The sequence below is a fragment of the Bradyrhizobium sp. AZCC 2230 genome (genome assembly GCF_036924495.1).
Lineage (GTDB): Bacteria > Pseudomonadota > Alphaproteobacteria > Rhizobiales > Xanthobacteraceae > Bradyrhizobium > Bradyrhizobium rifense.
In genome coordinates this window covers 7,920,005-7,946,161 of sequence record NZ_JAZHRS010000001.1, presented here as the reverse complement: position 1 = coordinate 7,946,161, position 26,157 = coordinate 7,920,005, and the positions used below count along the sequence as shown (strand labels likewise).

General features: G+C 62.3%; 18 protein-coding genes, 1 tRNA gene and 1 pseudogene. 10 read left to right on the top strand and 10 right to left on the bottom strand.

Features of this window, described 5'->3' with window-relative positions; translation table 11 throughout:
• Positions 1-9 precede the first annotated feature (9 nt).
• Genes V1280_RS37870 through V1280_RS37860 form a run of 3 tightly spaced genes read right to left on the bottom strand, consistent with a single transcriptional unit; the run spans position 10 to position 3,968 of the window.
• On the bottom strand, positions 10-1,959 hold the full coding sequence (locus V1280_RS37870; protein ID WP_334535707.1) for a molybdopterin biosynthesis protein: 1,950 nt from the start codon (positions 1,957-1,959) through the stop codon (positions 10-12).
• Positions 1,960-1,972: 13 nt separating this feature from the next.
• Entirely contained in the window at positions 1,973-3,079 is a 1,107-nt protein-coding gene (locus tag V1280_RS37865) for a molybdopterin-binding protein (RefSeq protein WP_334535706.1), read from the bottom strand.
• Between the two features lie 55 nt (positions 3,080-3,134).
• A complete protein-coding gene (locus tag V1280_RS37860) occupies positions 3,135-3,968 on the bottom strand; it encodes an extracellular solute-binding protein (protein WP_334535705.1) in 834 nt (277 codons plus the stop codon).
• A 396-nt stretch (positions 3,969-4,364) separates the two neighbouring features.
• Between V1280_RS37860 and V1280_RS37855 the strand changes: the two genes are divergently transcribed.
• The gene (locus tag V1280_RS37855) at positions 4,365-5,258 is read left to right on the top strand and encodes a helix-turn-helix transcriptional regulator (RefSeq protein WP_334535704.1); all 894 of its coding nucleotides are present in this window, start codon (positions 4,365-4,367) and stop codon (positions 5,256-5,258) included.
• Between the two features lie 104 nt (positions 5,259-5,362).
• Positions 5,363-6,592, top strand: a complete 1,230-nt coding sequence (locus V1280_RS37850) for an ABC transporter substrate-binding protein (RefSeq protein ID WP_334535703.1) — start codon at positions 5,363-5,365, stop codon at positions 6,590-6,592.
• Positions 6,593-6,655: 63 nt separating this feature from the next.
• Here the strand turns inward: V1280_RS37850 and V1280_RS37845 are convergent, their stop codons facing one another.
• The gene (locus V1280_RS37845) at positions 6,656-7,621 is read right to left on the bottom strand and encodes a TAXI family TRAP transporter solute-binding subunit (RefSeq protein WP_334535702.1); all 966 of its coding nucleotides are present in this window, start codon (positions 7,619-7,621) and stop codon (positions 6,656-6,658) included.
• A 106-nt stretch (positions 7,622-7,727) separates the two neighbouring features.
• Here V1280_RS37845 and V1280_RS37840 point away from each other — a divergent pair, with 106 nt between their 5' ends.
• Together V1280_RS37840 and V1280_RS37835 are read left to right on the top strand one after the other, a co-directional pair.
• Entirely contained in the window at positions 7,728-8,702 is a 975-nt protein-coding gene (locus V1280_RS37840; RefSeq protein ID WP_334535701.1) for a Bug family tripartite tricarboxylate transporter substrate binding protein, read from the top strand.
• Positions 8,703-9,035: 333 nt separating this feature from the next.
• Positions 9,036-9,111, top strand: a tRNA-Ile gene (locus V1280_RS37835).
• 529 nt (positions 9,112-9,640) lie between these two features.
• Here the strand turns inward: V1280_RS37835 and V1280_RS37830 are convergent.
• From V1280_RS37830 to V1280_RS37815, 4 genes and pseudogenes are all read right to left on the bottom strand, one after another.
• Positions 9,641-11,074 (bottom strand): DUF1254 domain-containing protein, encoded by a 1,434-nt coding sequence (locus V1280_RS37830; protein WP_334535700.1) that lies wholly within the window; start codon positions 11,072-11,074, stop codon positions 9,641-9,643.
• A gap of 209 nt (positions 11,075-11,283) precedes the next feature.
• Positions 11,284-13,800, bottom strand: coding sequence for an arylsulfatase (locus V1280_RS37825; RefSeq protein ID WP_334535699.1), 2,517 nt, complete (start codon positions 13,798-13,800; stop codon positions 11,284-11,286).
• Positions 13,793-14,700: pseudogene (locus V1280_RS37820) on the bottom strand (formylglycine-generating enzyme family protein). The gene V1280_RS37825 and the pseudogene V1280_RS37820 overlap by 8 nt, the downstream one beginning before the upstream one ends.
• 96 nt (positions 14,701-14,796) lie before the next feature.
• Positions 14,797-15,435, bottom strand: a complete 639-nt coding sequence (locus V1280_RS37815; protein ID WP_442895264.1) for a hypothetical protein — start codon at positions 15,433-15,435, stop codon at positions 14,797-14,799.
• A 459-nt stretch (positions 15,436-15,894) separates the two neighbouring features.
• On the opposite strand from V1280_RS37815, the gene V1280_RS37810 reads away from it, so the two are divergent.
• The 3 genes from V1280_RS37810 (at position 15,895) to V1280_RS37800 (ending at position 17,787) form a co-directional block, all read left to right on the top strand.
• Positions 15,895-16,062, top strand: a complete 168-nt coding sequence (locus V1280_RS37810) for a hypothetical protein (protein WP_334535697.1) — start codon at positions 15,895-15,897, stop codon at positions 16,060-16,062.
• 124 nt (positions 16,063-16,186) lie between these two features.
• Positions 16,187-16,519: a hypothetical protein gene (locus V1280_RS37805; protein ID WP_334535696.1), complete on the top strand. Its 333-nt coding sequence runs from the start codon at positions 16,187-16,189 to the stop codon at positions 16,517-16,519.
• A 194-nt stretch (positions 16,520-16,713) separates the two neighbouring features.
• On the top strand, positions 16,714-17,787 hold the full coding sequence (locus V1280_RS37800; protein WP_334535695.1) for a SphA family protein: 1,074 nt from the start codon (positions 16,714-16,716) through the stop codon (positions 17,785-17,787).
• Positions 17,788-17,930: 143 nt separating this feature from the next.
• Here the strand turns inward: V1280_RS37800 and V1280_RS37795 are convergent, their stop codons facing one another.
• Positions 17,931-19,259: a TAXI family TRAP transporter solute-binding subunit gene (locus tag V1280_RS37795; RefSeq protein ID WP_334535694.1), complete on the bottom strand. Its 1,329-nt coding sequence runs from the start codon at positions 19,257-19,259 to the stop codon at positions 17,931-17,933.
• Positions 19,260-19,432: 173 nt separating this feature from the next.
• Between V1280_RS37795 and V1280_RS37790 the strand changes: the two genes are divergently transcribed.
• Complete coding sequence (locus V1280_RS37790; protein WP_334535693.1) at positions 19,433-19,867, top strand: DUF2721 domain-containing protein; 435 nt, start codon at positions 19,433-19,435, stop codon at positions 19,865-19,867.
• 751 nt (positions 19,868-20,618) lie between these two features.
• Positions 20,619-22,079, top strand: coding sequence for a hypothetical protein (locus V1280_RS37785; protein WP_334535692.1), 1,461 nt, complete (start codon positions 20,619-20,621; stop codon positions 22,077-22,079).
• Positions 22,080-22,252: 173 nt separating this feature from the next.
• Here the strand turns inward: V1280_RS37785 and V1280_RS37780 are convergent, their stop codons facing one another.
• The gene (locus tag V1280_RS37780; protein WP_334535691.1) at positions 22,253-25,108 is read right to left on the bottom strand and encodes an ATP-binding protein; all 2,856 of its coding nucleotides are present in this window, start codon (positions 25,106-25,108) and stop codon (positions 22,253-22,255) included.
• Between the two features lie 274 nt (positions 25,109-25,382).
• On the opposite strand from V1280_RS37780, the gene V1280_RS37775 reads away from it, so the two are divergent.
• A complete protein-coding gene (locus V1280_RS37775) occupies positions 25,383-26,129 on the top strand; it encodes an SDR family oxidoreductase (protein ID WP_334535690.1) in 747 nt (248 codons plus the stop codon).
• Positions 26,130-26,157: the final 28 nt, after the last annotated feature.

Genomic DNA, 26,157 nt, shown 5'->3' with positions numbered 1-26,157 from the left:
GTCGTCCACTCAAGCTGGCCGGAAGCCAGCGCGCTCGAGCGCCACGCGAGCCTCGTCCGAGCCGAGTGCATCAAGAAACGCCTGCACCGCCGGACGTTGCTTGCGCGCCGTCACCAAGGCAAAGTCATAATGCTCTTCCGCGAGCGGAATGAAACCGAGGCCGACCGCATGGGCGACCGGCGCAATGGTCATGCCCCAATCGGCGCGATGCTGCGCGACGGCTGCGGCGACCGCATTGTGCGAGCGCGGCTGGTTCCAATAGCCTTCCGGACGGGCGCCACTGAGCAGCCGGTCGATCAGGATGCGCGTGCCGGCGCCCTGATTGCGGTTGACCATGATGCAGGCGGGGTCGGCGAGCGCAGCCGCAACGGCCTCCTTCGCGCCGAGCCCCTCAAATCGCTTGTCGCCCTTGCGATAGACAATGCCCTGCATCCGCCGCCAGCCCGGCACGAGCTCGAGCCCCTCGGCGAGGTAAGGCGTGTTGTAGGTCTCGCTCTTGTCGTCGAACAGATGGATCGGCGCGAGATCGCATTCGCCGCGCTTCGCGGCCGCAAGTCCGCCGAGGCTGCCCACCGCAATCGAGCGCACGGTGAGGCCGGCATGCGCGAGCGGTGCGGTGACGAGATCGAGGCCGGTGCAATGGCTGCCGACGATGACGAGATCAGGCGCCCGCACATGCGGCGTGAACAGAGTGACCTCTGCTTCGGTCCCCGCCGGCATCTGGTCGGCGAGCGCATCGATGCGCAAGAAGCCGTCGGCTTGGGCGAAGGACGTGATCGCACCAGAGCCTTTGCCGGAGGGATAGGCGATCAGGCCGTCCTTGCCCTCGACCAGCGAAACCATGACGAATTCGGTGCGGCCGAGCTCGGAAGAAATGCGCACCGGCACGACGGCGCTCACCTTGGCATCGGAGCGCGGGGGCAGGCCGGCCATCTTGCGCAGCACCGGCACGATCATGTCGTGGAAGGTGAACATCGCCGAGGTCGGAAAGCCCGGCAGGATCACAACCGGCTTGCCGTCGCACACCGCGAGACACAGCGGCTTGCCCGGCTTGAGCGCTACGCCATGCGCGATGATGCCGGGCTGGCCGAGCCGGCCGATGATGCGATGGGACAGATCGCCCGCCCCCTTTGACGTGCCGCCGGAGAGCACCAGCATATCGGCATTTGCCAGCGCGCTGCGCATGGCGGCTTCGAGCCTGGCCTCGTCGTCGGGAACGGCGCCCAGGAAAGTCGCCTCGCCACCATTTTCGTCGATCGCGGCTGCGACGATGGCGCCATTGGTGTCGTAGATTGCGGCAGGCGCAAGCGCCTCACCGGGTTGCACCAGTTCGTCGCCGGTGGAGATCACCGCAACACGCGGCTTCCGCGCAACTTTCACCTCGGCGATGCCACAGGCCGCCAGCATGCCGATCTCACGCGAGCCTATGATCGTGCCGGCGCGCAGCAGCGCCTCGCCGCGCGCGATGTCGGATCCGGCATAGGACACGAATTGCCCCGGCGAGACCGCGCGACGAACATCGATCGCATCAGAGCCGGCCGGCTGGGTGTGCTCGACCATGACCACAGCATCGGCGCCACGCGGCAGCGGACCGCCCGTGGCGATTGGCGTTGCGGTCCCCAGTGCGATTTGCAGCTTGGGCGCGGTGCCGCAGTGAATGGTCTCGCCGTTCAGCGCGAGCCGCACGGGTGCGCCTTCACCGGCTGCGGAAAGATCCGCCGAGCGCACGGCAAAACCATCAACATTGGAGCGGTCGAACGGCGGCACGTCGATCGGCGCGGTGATATCCTCGGCGAGCGCTGTACCGAGCGCATCGCCAAGCCTGCGCTGTTCGCTGGGGATCGCGCGCGGAAACAGGGCCGCCTCGAAGCGCCCGAGCGCCTCCTCACGCGAGAGGACCTTGAGGAATTGCTCCTGTTCGAGCGCGCTGCGATCTGGCGCTTTTGGGATCATCGTCATGCCGGAACCCATATCATTCCCGCATCAAATAAGCATCGACCGGCTCGCCCGCCGCAAATCCCTCATCGCTGGCCGGAATGAGCAACCATGCATCCGCGCGGGCAATGGCATGGAGCGGCCATTCACCGACTGCAAGCGGCATCCACGCTCTATGTTCCTCGGCCAGCAGGGCGATCTCGGCAATGCCGACGCTGGAAGCGATTTTTCGCGCAAGCGGCAGGGTCACCTGGCGGCGCGGCTGCCGCGCCGACATCTTGTCGATGAGCGGAAGCACCAGCGCGAACCAAACAGCGAGCGCCGGACCGGGCGCCCCGGGCAGGGCAAGGACGGGAACCTTTCCGAGCCACCCGGCGGCTGCGGTGCGTCCAGGCTGGAGCGCAAGACCATGGGCGAGCTCCGCCCCGCGCTGAGCCAGCGCCGTCACCGCGCCATCCGCGCGACCGACGCCGCTGCCGCCGATCGTCAGCAGCAGATCGCAGACGGAAACATCGAGCGCTTCCGCGATCGACGTCGCATCGCGAGCTCCGGCCTCATGCGCACTCACATCCAGCCCTGCCGCGCGCGCGAGGTCGGCGATCATCTGCATCGCCGCACTTGCGCCCGGCACGTTGACGATGCGCAACCGCGGGCGCCTGACGCTCAGCCTCTCGACATCGGCGACACGCGCGAGCAACAGAGCCGTTGCATCGGTGGGATGTCCCGCCGTGGCCGCGGGCGAGCGGTCTGCAGTGTCATCACCGGCACGCCTGACGCCTTGCCCTGGAACACCCTCGGCCAGAACCTGGGCGAGCGGTCCCGACACCTCGACCGCGCCGACATCGAGCACACAGTCACATCCTGCCGGCATCGCATCGCCGGCATCGACCCACACTGGAAGCTCGGTCAGGGGCAACGGCGAATAGGAGGACGCACCGACGAGATCGTTGGCGCGCAACGCCCAGCCATCTACGACGGCGATGTCGCGCGGCGGATAGGCTGCGAGCTGCGGCATCCCCGCGGCGATACAGCCGACCGCTTCAGCCAGCGGCAGTTCGACCGGCGCGACCGGATTGACGTCGCGCAGCAAGACAGCGAGCGCGGTGTCGAGCGGCGTCAGCGAGGGCGGCAGGCGCTGGGTCATGCCTCATGATGGATCACGCATCGCGCGGTTTGGCAACCGCTCGTGCCTCGACCAATCAGCCGCCCGGCCTGTCCGCGTTCGGAAAGAACACCTGTTGTCCGTCGACCTTGTAGCCGGCGATCGCCGCCTGCCCTTCCGGCGAGATCAACCAGTCGATGAAGGTCTGGCCCAGCTCTTTCTTGACGTTCGGATGCTTCTCCGGGTTCACCAGCATCGCGCCGTACTGGTTGAGCAGCCGCTTGTCGCCCTCGACGAGGATGTCGAGATCGCCGCGTTCCCTGAAGGCGATCCAGCTGGCGCGGTCCGCGAGCACATAGGCATTCGCCGTGCGCGCGGCGTCGAGGGCGGCGGTCATGCCCTGTGCGCTCTCGCGATACCAGGCGCCCTTGACGCTCGCGATGTCGATGCCGGCAACGATCCAGAGTGCAAGCTCCGCCGCATGGGTGCCGGAACGATCGCCGCGCGTTATGAACGGCGCGCCTTTGGCCTCGATCGTCTTCAGCGCCGTCGCAATATCCTTGCCCTTCACGCCGGCGGGATCGCTCTTCGGCCCGATCAGCACGAAATCGTTGTACATCACGTCGTAGCGTTTCGTGGCAAAACCGTCGGCGACGAATTTCTCCTCCTGCGGCCGGGCATGCATCAACACCACGTCGACTTCGCCCCGTCGCGCAACATCGAGCACCTCGTCGCTGCGGCGCGCGATCACCGTCACCTCGATGCCGGTCTTGTCGCGGACAATCGGCAGCAGATAGTCGAGCAGGCCGGAGGCCTGCGTCGATGTCGTCGAGGCCAGGACAATTGCGCGCTCCTCGGCAGACGAGGCCGCGATGCCCCCGGCGAGGCCGCAGAGAAGCGCAAATGCAACGGTCAATCGGCGAACGGCCATGACGGGTTCCCATTCAATACGACGCGATCATGATGGTCGATTGCGCCGCACTCGTGACGGTCTTGCCCGTCGCGACGGCAACAGGAGATAGAGCTTGGCCTTGCCTACTACTGAAAGGCAAGTTCACGACGCGTCCGCGGTCGTGCTAAGACGAGTCATTCGGGAAGTTTCGGCAATCAATCAACCGGCACGTTGATTGCAATCACGAGCGCGACGGCCGCAAGGCCCGCACCATTCGAGCCTCGCAAGATCGTCAACCAAAATCAAAACACGCGTCAGGATGTGTTGCAAAGCAACGAGATCATCGGGCATGGTTCGCGCGGACACAAATCGAAGTGCAGAATTCCACCTGCGTTGAACGTCAAAAAGAAGCAAGAATTTGCATAGGAATGCAGGATGGAGTTCCTGACGACCAGCGAAGCCGCGGACTATCTCCGTCTCGGCGAACGCAAGCTCTACGAACTCGTCACCAACGGCGCGATCCCCTGCTCCAAGGTGACCGGAAAGTGGCTGTTCCCGCGACACGAGCTCGATCTCTGGGTGCTGTCGGGCATGGCGCGTCCGGCCGGCATGCTGACGGCGGAGCCGCCGCCGGTCGTCGGCGGCAGCCAGGACGAGCTGCTGGACTGGAGCCTGCGTGAATCCGGCTCTGGCCTGGGATCGATGACCGAAGGCAGTGCGCGCGGGCTCGAGCGCCTGCAGCGCGACGAGGTCATGGCAGTCGCCGTGCACTTCCACAGCCTCGATGCCGAGGGCAATCTCGCCCCCGACGCCAGCGCGAAGGCGCTGCGGGACGCGCCTGACCTGCATGATGCGCTGCTGGTTGCGTTCGTGCGCCGCGAGCAGGGTCTCGTGCTGCCGCCGGGCAATCCGAAGCGGCTGCGCGGTCTCGCCGACGTGCTCGCGCTCGGCTCGCGGATGGCGATGCGGCAGCAGGGCACGGGCGCGCAGATGCTGCTCGACGTGCTGCTGACACGCGCGGGCGCCTCGATGCGCGATCTGCGCCGGGTGGAGACGCCGGCCCTCACCGGGCCGGATCTCACCGAGTTGGTCCGCGCCGGACAGGCCGATTGCGGCGTCGCGACGCGGGCGGCGGCGCGCTCGGCCGGGCTCGATTTCGTGCCGCTGGTCTGGGAGAATTTTGACCTGGCGATGCGGCAGCGCAGCTATTTTCGTCCAGCCATGCAGGCGCTGATCCGGTTCCTCAGCGAACGGCGGCTGCGCCAGCGCGCCGAGGAGCTGACCGGCTACGATCCCTCGCCCGCCGGGCAGATCCGGTTCGCCGCCTGAGATTGACGCCCGCCCCAAAATAGTTGCAAAAGAAACCAATTCAGCCGGGCCGTACCCGGGACGAGCAACTTTCGGCCAACGAGCCGGATCAGGGGAGGACAAGCGTGAATCCAGCGAGATTTGGACTGCCGGTCGCGGCCGCCTTTTTAGCGACGCCCTTGGCGGCGGCGCTGCTGTCGGGCGCCGCAATGGCGCAGGTGTCCGACGACATCGTCAAGATCGGCGTGCTCACCGACATGAACGGCCCGGCCTCCGCGCCGACCGGCCAGGGCTCGGTGACGGCGGCGCAGATGGCGATCGACGATTTCGGCGGCAGCGTGCTCGGCAAGCCGATCAGCATCGTGATCGGCGACCACCAGCTCAAGGCCGATATCGGCGGCGGCATCGCGCGGCGCTGGTACGACGTCGACCAGGTCGATCTGATCGTCGACGTGCCGGTCTCCGCCGTTGGCCTTGCGGTGCAGAACGTCGCCAACGAGAAGAAGCGGCTGTTCATCACCCACTCCACCGGCACAGCGGATTTCCACGGCAAATTCTGCTCGCCATACGCGATGCAGTGGGTGTTCGACACCCGCGCGCTCGCGGTCGGCACCGCGGATGCCGTGGTCAAGCGCGGCGGCGACAGCTGGTTCTTCATCACCGACGACTACGCCTTCGGCCACTCCCTCGAACGTGACGCCTCCAGCGTCATCACCGCCAATGGCGGCAAGGTGCTGGGCTCGGTGAAGCCGCCGCTGGCGACGCCGGATCTCTCCTCCTTCGTGCTGCAGGCGCAGGCCTCCAAGGCCAAGATCATCGGGATCGCGGCAGGTCCCCCGAACAACATGAACGAGATCAAGACCGGCTCGGAGTTCGGCGTGTTCAAGGGCGGCCAGCAGATGGCAGCACTGCTGGCGCTGATCACCGACATCCACGGCCTGGGCCTGCCGGCAGCCCAAGGCCTGTTGCTGACGACGTCGTTCTATTGGGACATGGATGACAAGACGCGCGAATGGTCGAAGCGCTATTTCGCCAAGATGAACAAGATGCCGACGATGTGGCAGGCCGGCGTCTATTCAAGCGTGATCCACTATCTCAACGCCATCAAGGCGACCGGCACCGACGATCCGCTCAAGGTCGCGGCGAAGATGCGCGAGACGCCGGTCGAGGACTTCTTCGCCCGCAACGGCCATTTGCGCGACGACAATCTGATGGTGCACGACCTCTGGCTGGTGCAGGTGAAGACGCCGGAGGAGAGCAAATATCCGTGGGACTATTACAAGATCCTCACCACGATTTCCGGCGACAAGGCGTTCGGCCCGCCGGACCCGGCCTGTCCGATGCTGAAGAAGTGATGGAGGCGAGTGGCGAATAGGGAGTAGCGAATGGGGACGCCTCCATTCGCAACTCGCCATTCGCTACTTCACGACGCCAATCTCGCGAAAATATTTCATCACGCCCGGATGAATCAGCTCCGGCTTCGGTGCCGCGGCGACCGTATTCGCCGCGGTGGTTTCGCAGGCCTGGGCGAGCTTCTTGCAGAAGATCGCTTCAGAGCCATGCAGCGTCTTGGCGAGACGATAGGCGACATCGTCGGGCAGATCCTCGCGCGTGAGGACAAAACTCCAGGAGCCGAGCGAGGCGATCGGCTCGGACTGTTTTGGATAGGAGCCGGCCGGCACGGTCAGGGGTTTAAGGAACGCATGCTTGGCGCGGATGCGCGCGATCTCCTCAGTGCTGGGCGCGATGAAGCGCGCGCCTGATGCGCTCGAGGCCACCGCGGCAAATCCGGGCCAGCCGATGCCGGCGCCCCAGAGTGCGGCGACGCGGCCATCCTCGACCATCGCGGGGCCGTCGCCGGCGCGGTCGAGATAGATCGCCTTGAAATCCTCGTCCTGCTTCAGGCCGAGGCCATCGAGCACATAGCGCGCCAGGATCGGCAGGCCCGAGCCTTTGGCGCCGAACGCGACAGGCTTCCCCACGAGATCATGGATCGTCTTGTAGGGACTGTCCGCCCGCACTACGAACATGCCGGGGTTTGAGTAGATTGCGGTGAGAATCTTCAGCCGCACCGGCGCGCGGCCGATGCCCGCAAACGCCTCATAGGCCGGCTCGCCCGCGACCAGTGCGAGATCGAGCTCGCCTTTCTCCAGGAGCGGAATGTTCTCGTTGCTGCCCTTGGTGTTGCGCGGGGCGATGGTGAGCGTGCTATCTGCCGCATTCATCACCTCCGCGAAGGCGTTGCCATAGAGCGGGAAGCCGCCGCCCGGCGTCGCGGTACCCAAGCTGATTGTGGTGGTGGAAATGGCGTTGCCTCCGGTTTGAGCAGCAGCGGGGCTCAACAGCAGTGCCGCACTGAAGAGAATCGTGATTGCGAATTTCATGGTCGTCCCGGCTGCGCCTGCGTCAACATCGACTTGAGGCGATGTAGGCAGTAGGCGGTTTTTGTGAAAGCATGCCCCCAACGACAATAGAACAATGGGAGGCGTCATGTTGCGAATTTTGCGGTGCGCTGTTTTCGGGCTGGTTTTTCTGTTCGGTCTTTTCACAGCCTCCCCTCCCGCATCCGCCGCCTACCCCGACCGCCCCGTGCACTGGATGATCGGCTTCGCCGCCGGCGGCCCGGTCGACATCGTCGCGCGCATCATGGCGCAGGCGCTGTCGGATCGGCTCGGCCAGCAGTTCATCGTCGAGAACCGCGCCGGCTCCGGCGGCAACATCGCCGCCGGTGCTGCGATCAATTCGCCGGCCGACGGCTACACGCTCTTGTTCGTCGCGCCCAACAACGCGATCTCGACCTCGCTCTACAAGAAGCTGCCGTTCGACTTTTTGCGCGACACCGTGCCGGTCGCGAGCATCATGCAGCTCACCAACATGCTGGTCGTCTCCAATGCGATGCCGGTGAAGACGGTTCAGGAGTTCATCGACTATTGCAGGGCCAATCCCGGCAAGATCTCGTTCGCCTCGTCCGGCAACGGCACCTCGGTGCACATGTCGGCGGAGCTGTTCAAGGTGATGACCAAGTGCGACATGGTGCACGTGCCCTATCGTGGCTCCGCGATCGCCTTCCCCGACATCATCTCCAACAAGGTGCAGCTGATCTTCGACAACCTCCCCTCCGCGCTCGAGCAGTCGCGCGGCGGCACTGTCCGCGCGCTCGGCGTGACCTCGCCGCAGCGCTGGCCCGCCGTGCCCGACGTGCCGGCGATCGCCGAGACCGTGCCGGGCTTCGAATCGGTCGGCTTCTACGGCATCTCCGCGCCGAAGGGCACGCCACCCGAAATCGTCGAGATCCTCAACAAGGCCGTCGGCGACGCGCTGAACGACCCGAAGGTGATCGCGCGGCTGACCGAGAACGGCGGCATCCCCAAGCCGATGACGCCAGCCGAGTTCGGCAAGCTCGTCACCGACGAGACCGACAAGTGGCGCAAGGTCGTGGAGTTCGCCGGGGTCTCGGTGGACTAGGCGCCCCCGGCGCCGGTTATGCGCCCGCAAGACAGGGGGACCTCCGGGCCTCTCTTTTTGCCAAACCCGAAAACAACCCCATGCACAGTAGAGGAGTATAACGATTTCAGTGAGTTACAAACGCGACGGCGAGATCGTCGCGAAAAACGCTTGACCCGTCGGGCAAAACAGGCGCATAAGGGCATCATCCCAAAATTCGGTAATTCGGAATAAGCCGGGATACGGCGCCGACGTTTTCGGTCGCCGCCCCGGCATTGCACCCCCGCTTCCATCCCTGTAAACGAACCGCGCACCGTTGCCGGCCGCGCTCGTTCCGCAGGCCGTCTCGCGGCGGGGCCTGTAGCTCAATGGTTAGAGCCGGCCGCTCATAACGGTCTGGTTGCAGGTTCGAGTCCTGCCGGGCCCACCAGCCTTCGCTCGCGATAGCCGAGTGAAGGCTGCCGCGCCGAAGCCTAGAGGGCAAAGGCCGGCGCCTAGGCACGCGAGCTACGGCTTGGCGATCCATTCGTCGAAGCGGCGGTAATGGTTGATTTGAGGTACGTGATAAATTTCTAGTTTGCTCATAGTATCTTTCGTTCGCACGCGAATAATCCCGCCAGTCGCGTCGCGGGTATTTGATGGCTTAGCGTCGGTCGGTATGGTTATGGCGTGCGTCGAGGTTACGGATACCACCGTGCTTATGGGTATCACCGGGGCTATCGCCGGTACTGACCTAACTTCAAGAGGGCATCGGCCCCCTTCTTACCCACAGTTCGAAGGAGCGCGACAAGACGCGCGCGTGGCGGTCGGATTGGAGACGTTAAAGAGCTTCGGAGGATCAAGCGTCGCAAGAGAAGATCAACCAGCGCGGTGCGCGGCGAAGCTGGCGGTGCGCGAAGGGCCTGTCTCCGCCGAGACAGACCCTTCATCCCGTCCGCATCCGTCGATGCGAGCCAGCTTCAGGCTTCGGCTTTCTTCACCGGCGGAATTTTCCACGATCCATTGATAATCGAGGGGTTCTTCTCGCTCGGCCAGTACAACCGCATCATCAGAACGAAATCGCCCGATGGTGCCGGAAGCCAGTTGGATTCCTTGTCCTTGCCCGGGGAATCCTTCTGGATGTAGAGATCGGTGGACCCGTCCGGATTCGATTTCAGATTCTCCCGGGCGCTGATCGAGTAGCGGTTGATTGGATTGCTCACGAAGAAATAGCCGGCATCGTACATCGTCACCGACCAGAAGCCTTGTGCCGGCGGCAGCTGCCCCTTGGGGAATCGCATCACGTATTTGTTGGCGCCACTGTATTTCCGGTCCTCGGCGTCCTTTAGCGATGTCGGATACACGGCGTCCTGCGGACGGTTGGCGCCGAGGCCAATGGCAGTGACAAGCGCCCGCATCAGATAGTCCGTGCCGTAGATGCCGGTCTTGGTCGTGAAGCCCCAGCCGTTCTCGTCCTTCATGTCCTTGTTGATCTTGAACTGGAGCATGATCCGGTCGTTGGCGATTTCCGGAACGCGTTTGACGAAATCCGCCTTGAGCTTGCTCGCATCGAAATCCTGTCCCGGCACGATTCCGATCCTGGCGAACTTGGCGAGCTGCGGCGTATCTGCCGCGGCAGGCGGATTGTCTTTCATGAGCTTGCAGAGCAGCGTGAAATAGGCAGCGGCATCCATCTTGTTCACCTGTTCGCGCACGGCCGTCTTCATGTCGAGCGATGGATCAACGGTGCCTGGAGGCGGTGTATAGGGCTTGCCGTACGCACTAAGCGGCACCAGTGCGCACTGGTCCTGAAGCTTGTGAACCTCGGCATAGTCCTCCGGCGTGCCGGTGCAGTAGATGCGGCCGAGCAGCCACACGATGCTGGTGGGCGATTTGAGCTCCTTGACTCCCGCCGGCAACGTGCCCTTCCACCCCGGACCCGTGATTGCATAGGTCTGCGCGCCGGTGCCGGTCGTTCGCTTGCCAGGCACCTGAAACACGGTGGTCCAACCGTCCAGCATCGGAAAAAGGGCGTAACGTCCCTTCATGTCGGGCATGCTCAATACCCACGGCTCCTTGCCGACATCGAAGAACGCAGAGGTATAAAGCGTGTCCGCGTTCGGCGCCGTGACATCCCGGAACGAAGCGTTGGGATATTGACGCAGCTTGATGATCTGCCCCATCGGCGCTCGCGTCCCGGCTGGTGCCGCGACGTTGGTGATAATCCTACGCGTCATCTCCATCGTCACCAGCGGATAACCGAAGATGTAGGCGTCGGTGGCAAGCGCGAAATCCTCAAATCCTTCGCCGATGCCGAGGAATTCACCGAGCTCGGCACGGCTCATGGTGCTGATGGAGGCGCCGGCGAGCAGGCTCATGCCGCCCATCGTAACGTTGCGACGGGTGAAATTCATTGGACACTCTCCGTTACATTTGCGTGTGGAAACAGTGCTTCGATGGATCGACTTCTTGTATGCCTCTCCGTCAACTCCTTCCTGGTCGCGGCAGCCCGACGCAAGATCTCAACGTGCTGCGAAGATCTCGGCAATCGGCGATGTCCCTGGTGTGGTGCGGATGAGTCTGCGGACATCCTTCAATGCCCGCAGACTCAATGGCGCTCGAACTAGTCGCTTGCTCTGACGCGGGCGTGCTGGATGATCCGATGCTCGTCGCTCGAGACCTGCGTCGGTCCAAGCTTGAACGTCAGCTTGTCGATCTTGCCGGTGAACTGGAACGGCAGCTTGTAGCTGTCATCCACGCCAGTGCGGGTATCCACCCCGACGTCGAAGGATTCATCGATCGCCATCAGGAACGAGATCGAGTGCGGGATCGACTGGCGGGAAACCTCCTTGCCGTCGACCGACAGCACGCCGGTGCCGCCCTTGCCATAGCCCGGCCCGTCATATTTGAAATCGAACGCGATGCTGTGCTTGCCCGGCTTCAGCGCAGTGCCCAGCCAGTCCCGCGCACCGACGCCCGATTCCCAGCGGTATCGCTTCAGATCCAGCATGTTGTAGACAAAAACCGGCTTGCCCTTCAGCAGATAGAGGCCGTAGCCGCTGAACCGGCCGCCGAGGGTCGCGATCATCCCCTCAGCGCCGCCCTGCGGGACGGTGATATCGGCGGTGATCGTGTAGTTCTTGTTCATGATGTTGGGTGCATTGTCGACGGGGATGCCGGGATTCAATCCCTTGTAGGTGAATTCGGTCCGTCCGGCGGTCGCGCTCGGCCGCGGCGTGGTCAGGCGCGGCAGGATTGAATTGTCGAGCGGCAAGACCTGGTATTTCGCCGCCTCACTTAGGAATAACGTCTGAAGTTCCTTCAGCTTGTCAGAGTTTTTGGTTGCGAGGTCGTTGTACTGCGAGAAGTCCTCGGCGATATTGTAGAGCTCCCATTTGTAGTCGTTGATCTCGGGCAGCTTTGCCGTTCCCAAAAGCCATGGCGGCGCAGGCGGCGTCGTGCAGGCATACCAGCCATCATGGTAGATGCCGCGGTTCGCGAACATCTCGAAGTATTGCGTGTCGCGCTTTGACGGCGCGTTGGCGTTGGCCTGGTCGAACGTATAGGCCATGCTCACGCCCTCGATGGGCTTTTGCTTGATGCCATTGACCGTCTCTGGTGCAGGGATGCCGGTGGCTTCAAGAATCGTCGGCACGATATCGACCATGTGATGAAATTGGCTGCGGATGCCGCCGACGTCCTTGATATGGCCGGGCCACGAGATAGCCATGCCTTGCCGGGTCCCGCCGAAATGCGACGCGACCTGCTTGGTCCACTTGAACGGGGTATCGAAGGCCCACGACCATGCCACTGACATATGCGGGTAGGTCTTGTCGGAGCCCCAGTCCTCGTAATGCAGCATCAACTCGGCCTCAGGAAGCTTGAGGACGCCGTTGTAGGCGGTCATCTGGTTCGGGGTACCCTCGAGCGTGCCCTCGGCGCTGGTGCCGTTGTCGCCGCTGATATAGATGATCAGCGTGTTGTCGAGCTTGCCCATGTCCTCGACCGCTTGTATGACGCGACCGATCTCGTTGTCGGTATAGGCTGCGTAGGCGGCAAACACCTCCGCCTCCCGCGCGTATAATTTCTTTTGCACGAATGAAAGCGAGTCCCACTTCGGCAGGGTATCCGGCCAGGGGGTGAGCTGGGTGTTCGCCGGGATCACCCCGAGGCGCTTCTGGTTGGCGAAGATCTGCTCGCGCAGCTTCTCCCAGCCCATGTCGAACCTGCCCTTGAACTTCTCGATCCATTCCTTCTTCGGCTGATGCGGCGAATGGGTGCCGCCAGGCACGTAATAGACGAAGAACGGCTTGTCGGGAGCGGACGCGTTCAAGCCGTTCATGTAGTTGATGGCGTCATCAGCCATATCGGTGATGAGGTTGTAGCCAGACTTGCCGATCCAGGGAAAAACCTGGGTGGTGTTGCGGAACAGGTAGGGTGTCCACTGGTCAGTCTCGCCGCCCATGAAGCCGTAGAAGTATTCGAATCCCATGCCGATCGGCCATTGGTCGAACGGACCGGCCGAGCTGTAAACATAGGTTGGCGTGTTGTGGTTCTTGCCGAACCACGAGGTGGCAAATCCGTTGTCCCGCAGAATGGTCCCGACCGTCGCGCTCTCCTGGCCAATGACGGAGTTGTAGCCGGGATAGCCGGTCGACATTTCACCGATCACGCCGAACCCAACCGAGTGGTGGTTGCGGCCGGTGATCAGCGCCGCCCGCGTCGGCGAGCAGAGCGCCGTCGAGTGAAACTGCGTATAGCGCAGGCCCGCCTTGGCGACGCGGTCCATCGCCAGCGTCGGAACCACACCGCCGAAAGTGCCGGACACACCGTAACCCTGGTCGTCGGTCATGATCAGCAGCACGTTTGGCGCGCCCTTGGGCGGCACGACGGACGGTGGCCAGTAGGGTTTCGAGTCCTTGGCGGTTTCCTCGATCACGCCGCCGAACTTCGGAGGTTCGGGCGGAAGCTGCTTGCCATCGAGTGTCATCGTGGCGCCGGGCGTGCCCGGGGTGCCGGTGATTTGCTGCGCGGCTGCCGGCGCGGTGAGAAGACCTGGCAAGGCGACGAGCAATGTCGCAAGGCCGGTGGCGAGCAGCAATCCTTGTTTCAGTCGCCAACTGCTTTGTTCATTAGTCATGGCGTCGTTTCTCCCGTTTGATGCAGCGGAACCCAACGTGACTGGCGGACGTGTCAACCGGCTCGGCATGGCGCGCCGCCGGCCGGTAGCGGCGGCAATAATTGGGTGCGCACAGATGTGATCCACCCTTAAGCACCTTGGCGTGCAAGGGTCGTAGCTCTGATCTTCGCAACCGCCGCGCGGATTCTCCGGGATGCAACAGGCTTTCTGTCCATCGGCCTCATGCTTGGCCGCGTACCAATCGGCGGTCCATTCCCAGACATTGCCGATCATGTCGTGGAGGCCATAACCGTTCGGCGGAAACGCCGTCACGGGCGACGTGCGCTCATAGCCGTCGGTCGCCAGATTCTCGTGCGGAAACTCACCCTGCCAGGTGTTGGCCAACTGCCGTCCGCCGGGCGTGAACGTGTCGCCCCAAGCGAACTCGGCTCCGTCAAGGCCGCCGCGTGACGCGAATTCCCACTCGGCCTCGGTCGGTAGTTCCTTGCCCGCCCACGTGGCATAAGCCTCGGCATCCTCGAAGGTCACATGCACGACCGGGTGCTCGTCCAGTCCGCGGATCGAACTGCCGGGCCCATAGGGCCGCCGCCAATTGGCGCCAAACTTGAACGTCCACCACTCGCCCCAATGGCGCAGATCGACGCTCCGCTTGGGCGCCACAAATGCGAGAGAACCCGCTTTGAGCATATGCGGCAACGCGCCCGGATAGTCCTTTGGGTCCGGTGGCTTTTCGGCAAAAGTGACATAGCCCGTTGTTTCAACGAACTGCCGGAATTGCCGATTGGTCACGGGTACGCGGTCCATCCAGAATCCATCGACCGTCACGCGATGAACCGGCGCCTCCTCAGGATAGTGCCGATCCGAACCCATTCGGAACGTGCCGCCGGGAACGTAGAGCATGGCGGCGTCGGCAGACTGCTCCAGCTCCTGTTCGTGGACCGCCGCAGAGTTCGCATCGGAGAGGGACATGACGGTGGCGCCCTCGTTTCAATGGGTTCAATAACAGGGCGGATACGGGTAATACCCGCAGGCCGGACGCGCGTAGTATGGTGCAGCATAGGCGGCCGCTCCGACCGCTCCGGCATACATTGCGCCGCGGAATGCAGCCCGGCGCCAGACCCCGAAAATATCGACGAAGATCGAAGCCGGTCCGTCCCCACCATTGAGATCGCCTTCAAGGGTCTGAACATTGAAGGTCAGCTTGTCGCCATCGAGCTTCGGGTTCTTCAGCACGACGACGGCGTCCTTCACCGAGCCATCCTTGCCGAGGACGGACACGGTTGCGTTCGGCGGATCCTTCACGAAGCTGTCGTTGCCTGGCGTGCTCGCGCCCCAATCTGCGATGAGATTCGCGGTAAGCTCGTGGCCCGCGGCGCGCACTGGTCGGTCGGCAAATATGATGGAATTCGGCGAGACGCCGGTCAAAGTCAGCACATCCCCTTGAAGGGTCGCCCCGCGGGAATTGAGCACGATCAAAGAGGGTATCACCTCAGGCTTGGCCGGCGTGGATGGCGTGCCGATCGTCTTCATGGAAGACGGCGCTGCTGCGCTCTGGGCAAGCGCTACGTCGGTACCGCACAGGGCGGTGGTCAGAGCCAGCAATCCGAAAATCTGATTCAATTTCGTGATGCGCATGACATCAATTCCTTCTGTTGCAGAAGTATCGATCGGGGTCATAGCTCTCTCGCTTCCAAGCGAGAGGTCGAGCATCGAAACGTGCAATATCGGCTGCAGTTAACGCCACGTGGCGTCCGCAGAATCAAAAACGCGCGCTGGAATTAAATCTTATGGACCTGTAGTCTTACAGCAGGGTGATGCTTCCGCTACCTCCACGAGCATGACACTAGCACGATCGAAGAATGAGGGCCAGCCATGGTCATTATTCTGTGTTTTTACCTCCTCGCGCTACGGGTCGTAGTCTCGAAAATCAAAATTCGCGCGGTGGGGCCGGTCGGGGACGATTTCACTGTTGATCGGCGGATCTATTCCCGCGACATTTCTTGCGCTCTATAATTATCTCACGCCGTCGGGGCGCAGCACGGTGACCGACCGACGGGACAAATTGTCGCAATCCCGCTTAAGCCGAACGCGCCGGTGAGGAAGAACGACGTGCTGTTCCAGATCGACCCGGCGCCGTTTCATACAAGGTCTCGCAGTTGCGAGGCGTCGCTCGCGGCAGCGAAGCAGCACACCGAAATCCTGAAATCGAACTACGAGCAGGCGACCTCGAATGTAGCGGGACTTACCGCGCAGGCCACCTAGTGATGATGGTCGCCGCGCGAAGAGACTGTGGCGCAAATTTGCGACAGCGTTTATAAATGCTGGAGTGTACATATTTTTCCGAGTGTTCTCGGAGTCTTCTGCCGTCCACGGAGCTGGAGGTCCTATGGAGCATCGTAACCTCGTTACTCCTATTCATCTGCTGGTTGCCGTTCTTCTCCTCGGACTGAGCTGCCCGGCAGCATCGCTCCTGGCCGGAGGCGGGTCTCATACCGACCTGATGATATCCGCCGCGCAAGCCGCGGAAGAAACGCCCAAGGATGAGCTCGCTGCACAGATCCGCATACAGGGTTTTGCCTGTGATCAAGCGCTACGCGCGACAAGAGATGCGAAGCGCTCCAGGCCCGATCATGCCGTCTGGGTTCTGAAATGCGGGAACGCGACCTACAGGGTCAGCCGCGCTCCAGATATGGCAGCAAAAGTGCAACGGTTGGAATAGCCGATATGAGCGACGTCCTGGACCGGACACCATCGATCGAGCAACGCGCGAGATGAGCAAGTCCGTATGGGACGCCGCGGCGGCGTGACCGCACGGCAACACGGCGACGCGATTTCCGCAGCTCACTACTTTAGGGCGAGACATCCAGAAGCCCGCTGGTATATTTATTGCGGACGGATAAAGGAGCGGAGCTGATGATGCGCTGCAAATCCGAACGGACGTCTGGTCGTCGGTTGATCTACCCAGCCATCGGCATGGCCATGGCGATGTCCGCGGCCTTGTCCGACACCGCATACGCCGACGAAAGCGGCGTTTCGTATTGGCTCCCCGGACGTTTCAGCAGCCTTGCGGCAACACCCGAGGTGCCGGGATGGTCGATGGCCGAGGTTTACTATCACACCTCCGTATCGGCGTTCGGCGCCGCGGCCGCGTCAAGAGAAATTCAGATCGGCAGATTTCCGGCGGCCGTCAACGTCAGCCTGGATCTGCATCTGAACGCGCAGGCCGATCTGGTGCTGCTCAACCCCACCTACACCTTCGCGACGCCGGTGCTGGGCGGACAATTGGCTGTTGGCGTCACTGGCCTGTTCGGGCGGTCGGCCGCCGACCTGAACGGGACGCTCACAACGGGGTTCGGACCGTTAGCAACAACGCGCATCGGAAGCATCGGCGACTCCGTCACTTCCGTGGGCGACCTCTACCCGCAGGTGACGTTGAAATGGAACCAAGGCGTCCACAACTTCATGACCTATGCGACGGGAGATATTCCCGTCGGGGCCTACGATCCAAACCGCCTGGCCAATCTCGGCATCGGTCACGGCGCCATCGATGGCGGCGGCGGCTATACCTATTTCAACCCGCAGGCGGGACACGAATTTTCGGCGGTCGCTGGATTTACCTACAATTTCAAGAATCCGGACACGCAGTACCAGAGCGGCGTCGACTTCCATGTCGATTGGGGTGCTTCCCAGTTTCTCTCGAAGCAGCTCTTTGTCGGCCTCGTCGGATATGCGTATCAGCAGATCACCGACGATTCCGGGCAGCACCCCATCCTCGGCGGTTTCCGCTCACGTGTCGTTGGCGTCGGTCCGCAGATCGGATTTCTGTTTCCGGTTGGCGACATGCAGGGCTATCTGAATCTGAAAGGATACGGCGAATTCGCTGCGGAAAATCGGCCAGCAGGCTGGAATACCTGGCTGACGTTCTCGATCTCGCCGATGGCGCCTACCAGCACGGTGACGCCAACACGACGGATCGTGACGAAATAGCAGGCCATGGCCCCCGCAAGGGCATGATCCGGAAAAGTGTGCAGCGGTTTTTCCAAAAAGATCATGCTCAAACAACAACCTAAAGCGCGATGACGATTCATCCCAATCTCATCTGGCCTTAAGGGCGGCGAAATTCGAGAACCTCAATCACCGGTGCGCTGCGAGCTGCGGAGCACCGTTCGACGCTGCTGCATCAAATAGTGAAGCCTTTGAGCTGCGAGACCCAGTGCGGCCATCTCGCCATCTGCGCCCTCCCCGCCCGCGCTCCTGGCAAGCTCCTCCCTTAGAATGTCGTCGATCCGCCTTTCCGTTTGCTCCAGCTCGGCCTCGCTCCGCGCATTCCTGATCTCGCTGCCAAGCTCGTAGAGCGGCTCGAGCTTGCTTTTCGACCCGCCCCCGGAGTTCGCGAAGCGCCATGCTGCCAGAATGACTGATATCAGCGACCCCAGCAGCAACGAGCCGTAATAGAGCTTGTCGTCGTATTTATCGAGGAAGCTCTGCTGGTTTCCATTGTAATAGGTGGCGGCTCCCGGATGAATTGGAATCAATGCGTTGGCATCCGTGCTCGGAGCTGCGGCTTGCGCCAGTATCGGGTATTGCGACAACAGATCCCTGCGGACGTCGACGAGGGATTGCGTCAGGTCCGTGATGGTGTCGGCGTCCACCGACTTGTTGGCGACCAGAAAGAATGATACCCGCAGCGACGTCAGGTCGTCCGAAGGAATGGGCGGCGATCCCCGCAAAGTGCCTTTTGGAATATCATAGCTTTCATAATACTGCGCGACATTGGCGACGGCGCCGGCCGATTCGATTTCAATCAGCTTTGGAGCCTCTCCTTTTGCGCCGGCCGGCTGAAAGAATTGCCTGACCTTTGCCAGATACTTCTCGGTAAGAGGCACGACGGCAAGAAGCGCCTGTACCTGTCCGGACGACAGCGCCGCCGCGCCTTCAGTGATCGCAACGTCCTGGAATCGAACCTTGGCGCGGTCGAATTGATAGACCTGCTTCAGGGCATCTACGGTTGGCCGGTTGACGGGTCCCCCGACGACCCCGATTGTCGCGTCGCGAAGGTCGCCAAGACTGTCGGCTCTCGTGGTCGAGGGCGACATGATCAGGACCACGCCATGCGTCAGGAGAAGTACACTTCTTGCATCCGCGAGGCCGCCGGTATCGCCGCGAACGACGGCAAGATCCGCGTTACCCGATGCCAACAATTCCGATGCCTTGGCCGACGTACGGCTATCGACGACCTTCAACCGTGTATGCGCGTTCGATGCCGCCAGGCGCGCCGAGATCGCCGAGATCAGCGACAACGCCTCGCCGTCGAGCGAGCCGGCGGCCACGGTGAGGTAAACGGGCTTGGCAAAATAGCGATAGGCAAGCCATCCGCCGGATATGACGGCGGCAGTTGCGATCCCGACCACCGTTATGCGCAGCCATCGGGGCCACTGATTGACTGCAGGGCTCGGCATCACGTTCTCCCTGGCCTGAAGCGAGCCGGGCGTGCTCGCGCCGTCGCGATTTTACATAGGAGATCGCGCAAGGCGAGCGTAAACTGCGTGGGACTACTCCGATGCCCGGGCCGTCACCTGATGATACGAACAAGCTATTCCGACGTAGGCCGCTAAACCCAGATTAAGAACCGATGTTGCCAGACACTCCAACGGTCAGCCAGCTCGCGCATGTCATCTCTCAGGCCGCTGCACCTGCGTTTCTTCTGGGTGCATTGGCCGCCTTCATCGCCTTGCTGATATCTCGCCAAAACAGAATCGTTGACAGAACAATCTACCTGAACGGAATCGCCGACGACGATGCAGCGAGGTCCAGGCTCAAGGCCGATCTGCCCCGCCTGATGCGACGCGCAGCCATGCTCAACCGCGCGATCTTCTGGTCGGTGCTGGGCAGCATCTCGATCAGCATTCTGATAGTCGTGGCGTTCGTGAGCGCGTTCCTTCAGATTCCGCATGAGCGCGGCGTTGCGATCCTCTTTATTGTCTCCGTTGCAGCCTTCACAGTATCGCTGGTTGATTTTGCACGCGAGGTTCGAATTGCGCTGAGTGAATTCGATCATTACGGCTGACACTCGGCACCGCACCAGCTTCGCACCAGGAACGATCTCGTCGAAGCGTAACGAGCGCGATCGAACGGTGACGGAACGCCGGTAAAATCAACGAAACCGACCGTTATCCCGTCGCTCATAACGGTCTGGTTGCAGGTTCGAGTCCTGCCGGGCCCACCAGCCTTCGCTCGCTTCGCGAGCTTCGGCTTGGCAAGCCGGCGCCACGAACTCCAAGCGAAGTGAGCGAAGGCTGTCACGCCGAAGCCCGCAGGGCGAAGGCGGACTGAGAGCGGGCCACGCCAAGACCGAAGGGCGAAGCGTGTCCGGCGGAGCTGGAGTGCAGCGGAAGCGAAGACGGACTGCTGCCGCGAGCTACGGCTCGGCAGGCCACCGCACCAGAAACGCCCCACTACGATCGAACGGCCCACCAGCAGCCGGCGTGTTTCGAATTACAGTGACTCAATTGGACTGCACCCCTGAAGTGAGACACGGTAATTGCAGTGACAGTGCGACTGCACGAAGCAGTCAAGCGCCGCGTCGGAGCGGTTTGCCGCGGCGAGGCAAATCTGACTCAGTTCCTGAATGTGAAGCGGAAGCAGCGCTGTCTCACTGGGCGTCACGATCCCCTAACGAACGTGTGACCCGGCGCCAGTAAGCCATCTCACATACAGAAAGCCCGAGCGTCGCCTAAATCGGCGAACGTATTCTTCCGTCTATGAACCACTCTCGTCGGCGGTGAAGAATGTTTGGACCAAATTATTTTGGTGAGCCCATGAGCATCGATCGTGCAGCCAACCGCAATGACTTTTCGACCATCTCCAATGCTGGACGCGCTGGATCAAGAGTCACGAAAGGGCTGATTTTCTCCTTGTGTCTGGTGGTCAACTTCATCTCCATGACCGGCGCCGCATCGGCTCATGTGAAGTGGTTCGTGCCATGCGTCGTCTCCGACGATCCGCTGCCCGTTCAGGCGGTATTGACGACGACGTTCTTTCTGTTCGTGGCGCTGTTCCTTGCGCTGTTCTATCTCGCTTGCGCGGCCGAGCAGACCAGGTTCGGCGCCATGGTCTCGAAATTTCTGGATCAATTGACCGAGCCTCTGCGCCATCGCGTCGACGACCTTTTGCGTGCGGCGGCTGCGGTGTTCTTTGCCTTGCTGTGGGCTCATGGAGGGCTCATTCTCACCCCGGAACTCGAAGCAAACAGTGTCTGGCTCTCGGCCATTCAGTTGCTGATCCCGCTTTTCCTGGGCGCGCGGGCCACGCTCCCCGCAGCAGGGGCCGGCATCGTGCTGCTCTATGTCTATGGTGCCGCCAGCTATGGCCTGTTCCACATGCTGGACTACCCGGTCTTTCCAGGGCTCGGGGTCTGGTTCGCGCTATCCTTGTCGCGCAATGCCAAGCTGCTTGCTTTTCGATCCGATTTCCTGCGCTGGACTGTCGCCCTGTCCCTGTTATGGCCGGCGATGGAAAAATTCGTGTACCCGGCCTGGGTCGCGCCGATCGCGGTCGCTCATCCGGAGCTGACCCTGGGCTTCGATGTCCCGACCGTCGTGACCGCCGCAGGGGTCGTGGAATTCGGCCTGGCCTTCGCGCTGTTCTGGACACCGCTGGTCCGGCGTCTCGCCGCCCTCGCCCTGGTGCTGGTGCTGACCGCGGCAACTCTCGATTTTGGCAAGGTGGACGGCATAGGTCATTTGATGATGATCGCCATACTTATCGCGGTGTTCGCCGATCGGGACGACAAGCCTGCCCGGTATCGTCCCGCGCTCGCACCGCTTGTCGGCAGCATGGCTTTGCCGGCCACACTCCTTCTCTATACCGGCGCTCACACGCTCTCCTACACATCCTTGACCACCCCGATCGAGCCGCTCGCGGGCGGCATGGCATTGCTGCTCCTCGTCTTCCTTTGCCTGCGCCGGTTCGCGGAAGGTCCGGGCAACATTCGCCACGAGAGCGGGCAGGACCTCGTGCGCCAAATCCCGCGTCAAGTCCCGCGCCAGATCCCGCGCCAAATCCCGCGTCAGGTCTCGCTCCGCGCAAGCATCCTGGCGGCGTCCTCGGACGCTGCGCCCGAAGTCGCGGTCGGCGGTGTCGCTCTGACGGCTGTCGTGTTGATCGCGTTCCTGGGCCTGCGCGGCCATGAGTTGCAGGTTCCGCCCTCGGCCGCAAGCGCACCACCTCGGCAACAGCACTCCGACATGAGTCCCCCGGGAGTGATCCGGACGACCTAGCCGAGGTTCTGAAGTCTGGCGAGGGATTACGGCCCGGGAGTACGGTGAGAGTGAATTCAATAACTGCATCCGAGTCCTAACGGGCCCACCAGCGAATCAATCAAGACGCGCAATCGCGATTGTCAGGTGGTATCAAATCGACCTTCGGCAGGCGCAACCGAGCTTACGGATTTTCATTGGGCGAGCTGGCCAAGCAAGTTACGCGCAGCAAGCAGATCAACCGTTTCGAAGCCTTCGGTGAACCTGTTGTAAACCGTTTCCAGCAACTCTATCGCCTCCCTTTGGCGGCCGTGATCGGCCTTCAATCTGGCGAGATTCATCGCCGCCCGCAGCTCCCAGGCCAGCGCACCCTGCTTGCGTGCCATCACCGCCGATTGCAGAAAGAGAGTGGCTGCCGCGTCGGCGTCACCATCCGATTGCGCCAACAGTCCTTTCACCCGCAGGACCTCGGCCGTGCACCAATGTTCTCCGTTACGATCCCTGCTTGCCAGCTGCGCCATCAGGGACACAGCATCAACGTATCGGTCCGCCGCAATTGCGGATTCACTGAGGTGAGCCAGGATCAGAGGAACGAACACTTCGTATTGCATTTCGGCCAATAGCCGTAGCCCTTCGGCCGCCAGCGGCATCGCCGCATCGAACTGATTCCGCCTCGTCTGGCACAGCGCCAAAAGGCAATTCCCAATCCCCACCTGGGGCTTGATCGAATGGGTTCTGGCGTGCTCGATCAGTTCGACAATGTCGTGCTCGACGGAATCGATGTCGGTATCGGACAAGTACCGATGGAAGCTGGCCCATGTCATCGCCACGCTGAGCGGCATTGCGAATTGAAGCGGCCTTGCCGCCGCCAGCACGCGCGCCCCCAACAACTGGGCCTGCTCGGGAAACCCCTGCATCCACACCGTGCTCGCGAGATTGCCGAGCGCATCCACGCGACGGTCATAGCCGATCGCGTTGACCTGCGCGAGCCGCGCCTTTTCCGTATCGATGTCGAGCGAGCGCAGGAGATGCGTTCGCGCCTCCGCAAGCTTGCCGAGATGATGCAGCGAATGGCCCAGCATCCATTCCGCCAGAGCTGTCGGACCTGGATCAGACAGCTTCTTCGCATCCTCAGCACAACGTTGAGCAAGCTCGAGCGCCTCATCATAGCGGGTACGGATGCTGCTCCCCCAGGACGCCAGGTAGCGCAGTATCAACTGCCCTTGCGTTTCGCGAACGGTTTTTTCCAGCGTCTTGGTCCAGGCGACCATTGCCTCCACCGAGAAGCTCGTCGTGAACAACTGGGAACTCGCGAGCGCCAGATGGATCACGATCTGCTGATCTGTCGCCTTGCCATCCTCGCGGCCTGGCGCAACCGCGCCGGCCAGGGTCGTCCATTCACGGCATTCGGCAAACAACGCCTTGCTCAGCCAGATCGAGCTCGCATAGCTCGTCAGGTTGACACCGATGCCTGGATCGCCGTCGCGTCCAAACGCCCAATGCAGCGCGGCGCGGATGTCGTCGAGATGCGAGACCAAGGCGCGCCGCTCATCTGTCGGCAAATCCGCCTCATTCGCCATCTTCAACAATGCGCAATAGTATTCGGCGTGCGCGCGCCGGAATTGGCCGAACTCTCCGGCATCGGCCAATTTCAGCGCGGCATAAGTGCGGGTCGTGTCAAGGAGCCGATAGCGCGCTATCGATCCCGTGGTGTCGGCAGAGGCAAGCGATTTCATCAGCAGCCCGCCGACCGCGTCGAACACCTCTTCCGCCCCGACCCCCGGACCTCCGGCGACCTGGTGCGCGGCTTCGAGCGTGAAGCCTGTGACGAATACGGACAGGCGCCGTAGAATCGTGCGCTCGACCTCCGACAACAGGTTGTAACTCCAGTCAAGCGTCGCGCCCAGTGTTTGATGACGCGGCGGAGCAGTCCGCCGTCCGGGCCAACGCAAGGCAAATTCGGTGTCGAGCAGCCTTGCAATCTCTTGCAGACCATAGGCTTCGACGCGCCCCGCCGCCAACTCGATGGCGAGTGCGTTGCCGCCAAGCTTGCGGCAGATGTTGCCGGCGATCTTGACGTCCTGATCCGTCAGATTGATCTGTCCGCCGCTCGTCGTCGCGCGCTGCAAGAAGAGTTTCACGGCCGGGAAGTCGAGCAACTCGGCGGCCGTCAAACTGGGGCCATCAGGCGGAGTCTCGAGGGGAGACAGCCGGTAGACATTTTCGCCGCCGACGCGCAGGACTTCTCGGCTGGTCACGAGCAAATGAAGCTGCGGCAGCTCGGCAAAAAGCCTCTCCGCCAGCACCGCCGCCTCCGAAATAAGATGTTCGGAGCCGTCGAGAATCAGCAGGACCGGCCTGCCACGCAAATGACCGACCAATCCCGGAATCGGGTCGCCGGACTGAACCGGCAGGCCGAACGCGGAGACGACGGCTGGTGCCAGCAGGCGCGGATCGGAGACTGGGCTCAGTTCCACAAAGCAGACGGCACCAAAAAATTCCGGCAGCAATGTATGCGCGACGGAAAGCACGACCGTCGTCTTGCCCAATCCGCCTGGTCCGACGATGGTCACGAACCGCTCGGTTGTCAGCTTGTGACAGATTCCGCTAACGATCTTGTCGCGCCCAACCATTTGTACGAGCAGCGGTGGCAGAGGGTAGTGAGCTTCAGGAAAATCATCGGCAGTCGGCAAACCTGCCGTGTCCCGCGACGTCGGCGCAACGAAGCAATAACCGCGGCCCGGCACATTGGTGAGGTATCGCTCGCCGCCTTCGCCAGTTTCGAGGGCTTTGCGCAAGGCCGTGATATGGACCCGAAGAGTGACCTCTTCGACGAAAACCCCGGGCCAAACCTTGGCGATCAGCTCCCTTTGGCCAACCACTTCCCCTGCATGCTCGACCAGAACAAGCAGGATATCGAACGCACGGCTGCCAAGCTTGACCGCCTCATCGACTTTCTTGAGAACGCGCTCGGAGGGAAACAACTGAAACGGACCGAAGGAGACGACCTCCTGGGTACGTGGGCTGCTCGTTGGAATAGCCGTCTGCAAGCCAAATTCTTCTTCAAGATGAAGCAACGATCGAGTGGAAGGCTAGGTCTTGGCCCGGACCGCCGCGGAGATGGTGCACTTCCCTCGATCTTAATGGCTAAGCCTCAGGGATAAAAGCGGAAAGGCTCAACCTGAGCAGATAACTTCCGCTTCCTATCCGATGGCGAAGCTCCCGATCGCGGCTGAAGATGCACAGACGAGTACCGACACTTGCGCGTGTCATGGGCGCCCCATCTCTCAGGCCAGACCACCCCCTCAACCCAGGACCCCCATCATGGCCAAGCTCGACGGCAAGATCGCTCTCATCAGCGGAGGCACTACCGGCATCGGCGCTGAGACCGCAAAACTCTTTCAATCGCAGGGCGCGACGGTCGTCGTCACCGGCTCCAGCGAGCGCTCGGTGGACGCTGCCAAGGCGGCGCTGCCCGAGATCGAGGTGCTGCTCTCGGACGCCGGCAACGTGGCGGCCACGAAGGCTCTGGTCGACCAGGTCAAGGCCAGGCACGGCCGTATCGACGTGCTGTTCGTCAACGCCGGCATCGCCAAGTTCGCGCCGATCGCGGACGTCGATGAGGCGCTTTACGACAGCCAGTTCAACATCAATGTGAAGGGCGCGTTCTTCCTGATCAAGCATGCCATTCCGATCATTCCGAACGGCGGCGCGATCATTCTGACCGCATCGGTGGCGGGCGCGAACGGCGGCCTGGGAGGCAGCACCATTTACGGCTCGACCAAGGCGGCGCTGCGTTCGTTCGGTCGCACCATCGCCAAGGAGCTGACGCCGCGCGGCATTCGGGTCAACACCATCAGCCCGGGCCCGATCATCACCCCGATCCTGGACAAAGGTGGCCTCGACCCCGCCCAGAAGGACAACTTCATCGAAGGCGCCAAGACGCGCATCCCGCTTGGCCGCACCGGTACGGTCGCCGAAGTGGCCGCAGCCGCCCTCTATCTTGCTGCCGACGCCACCTACACCACCGGTGCCGAGCTGTTCGTCGATGGCGGCCTGGTCGACCTGTAGCGTCCTTGCGAAGGTGCGATGCGGCGCT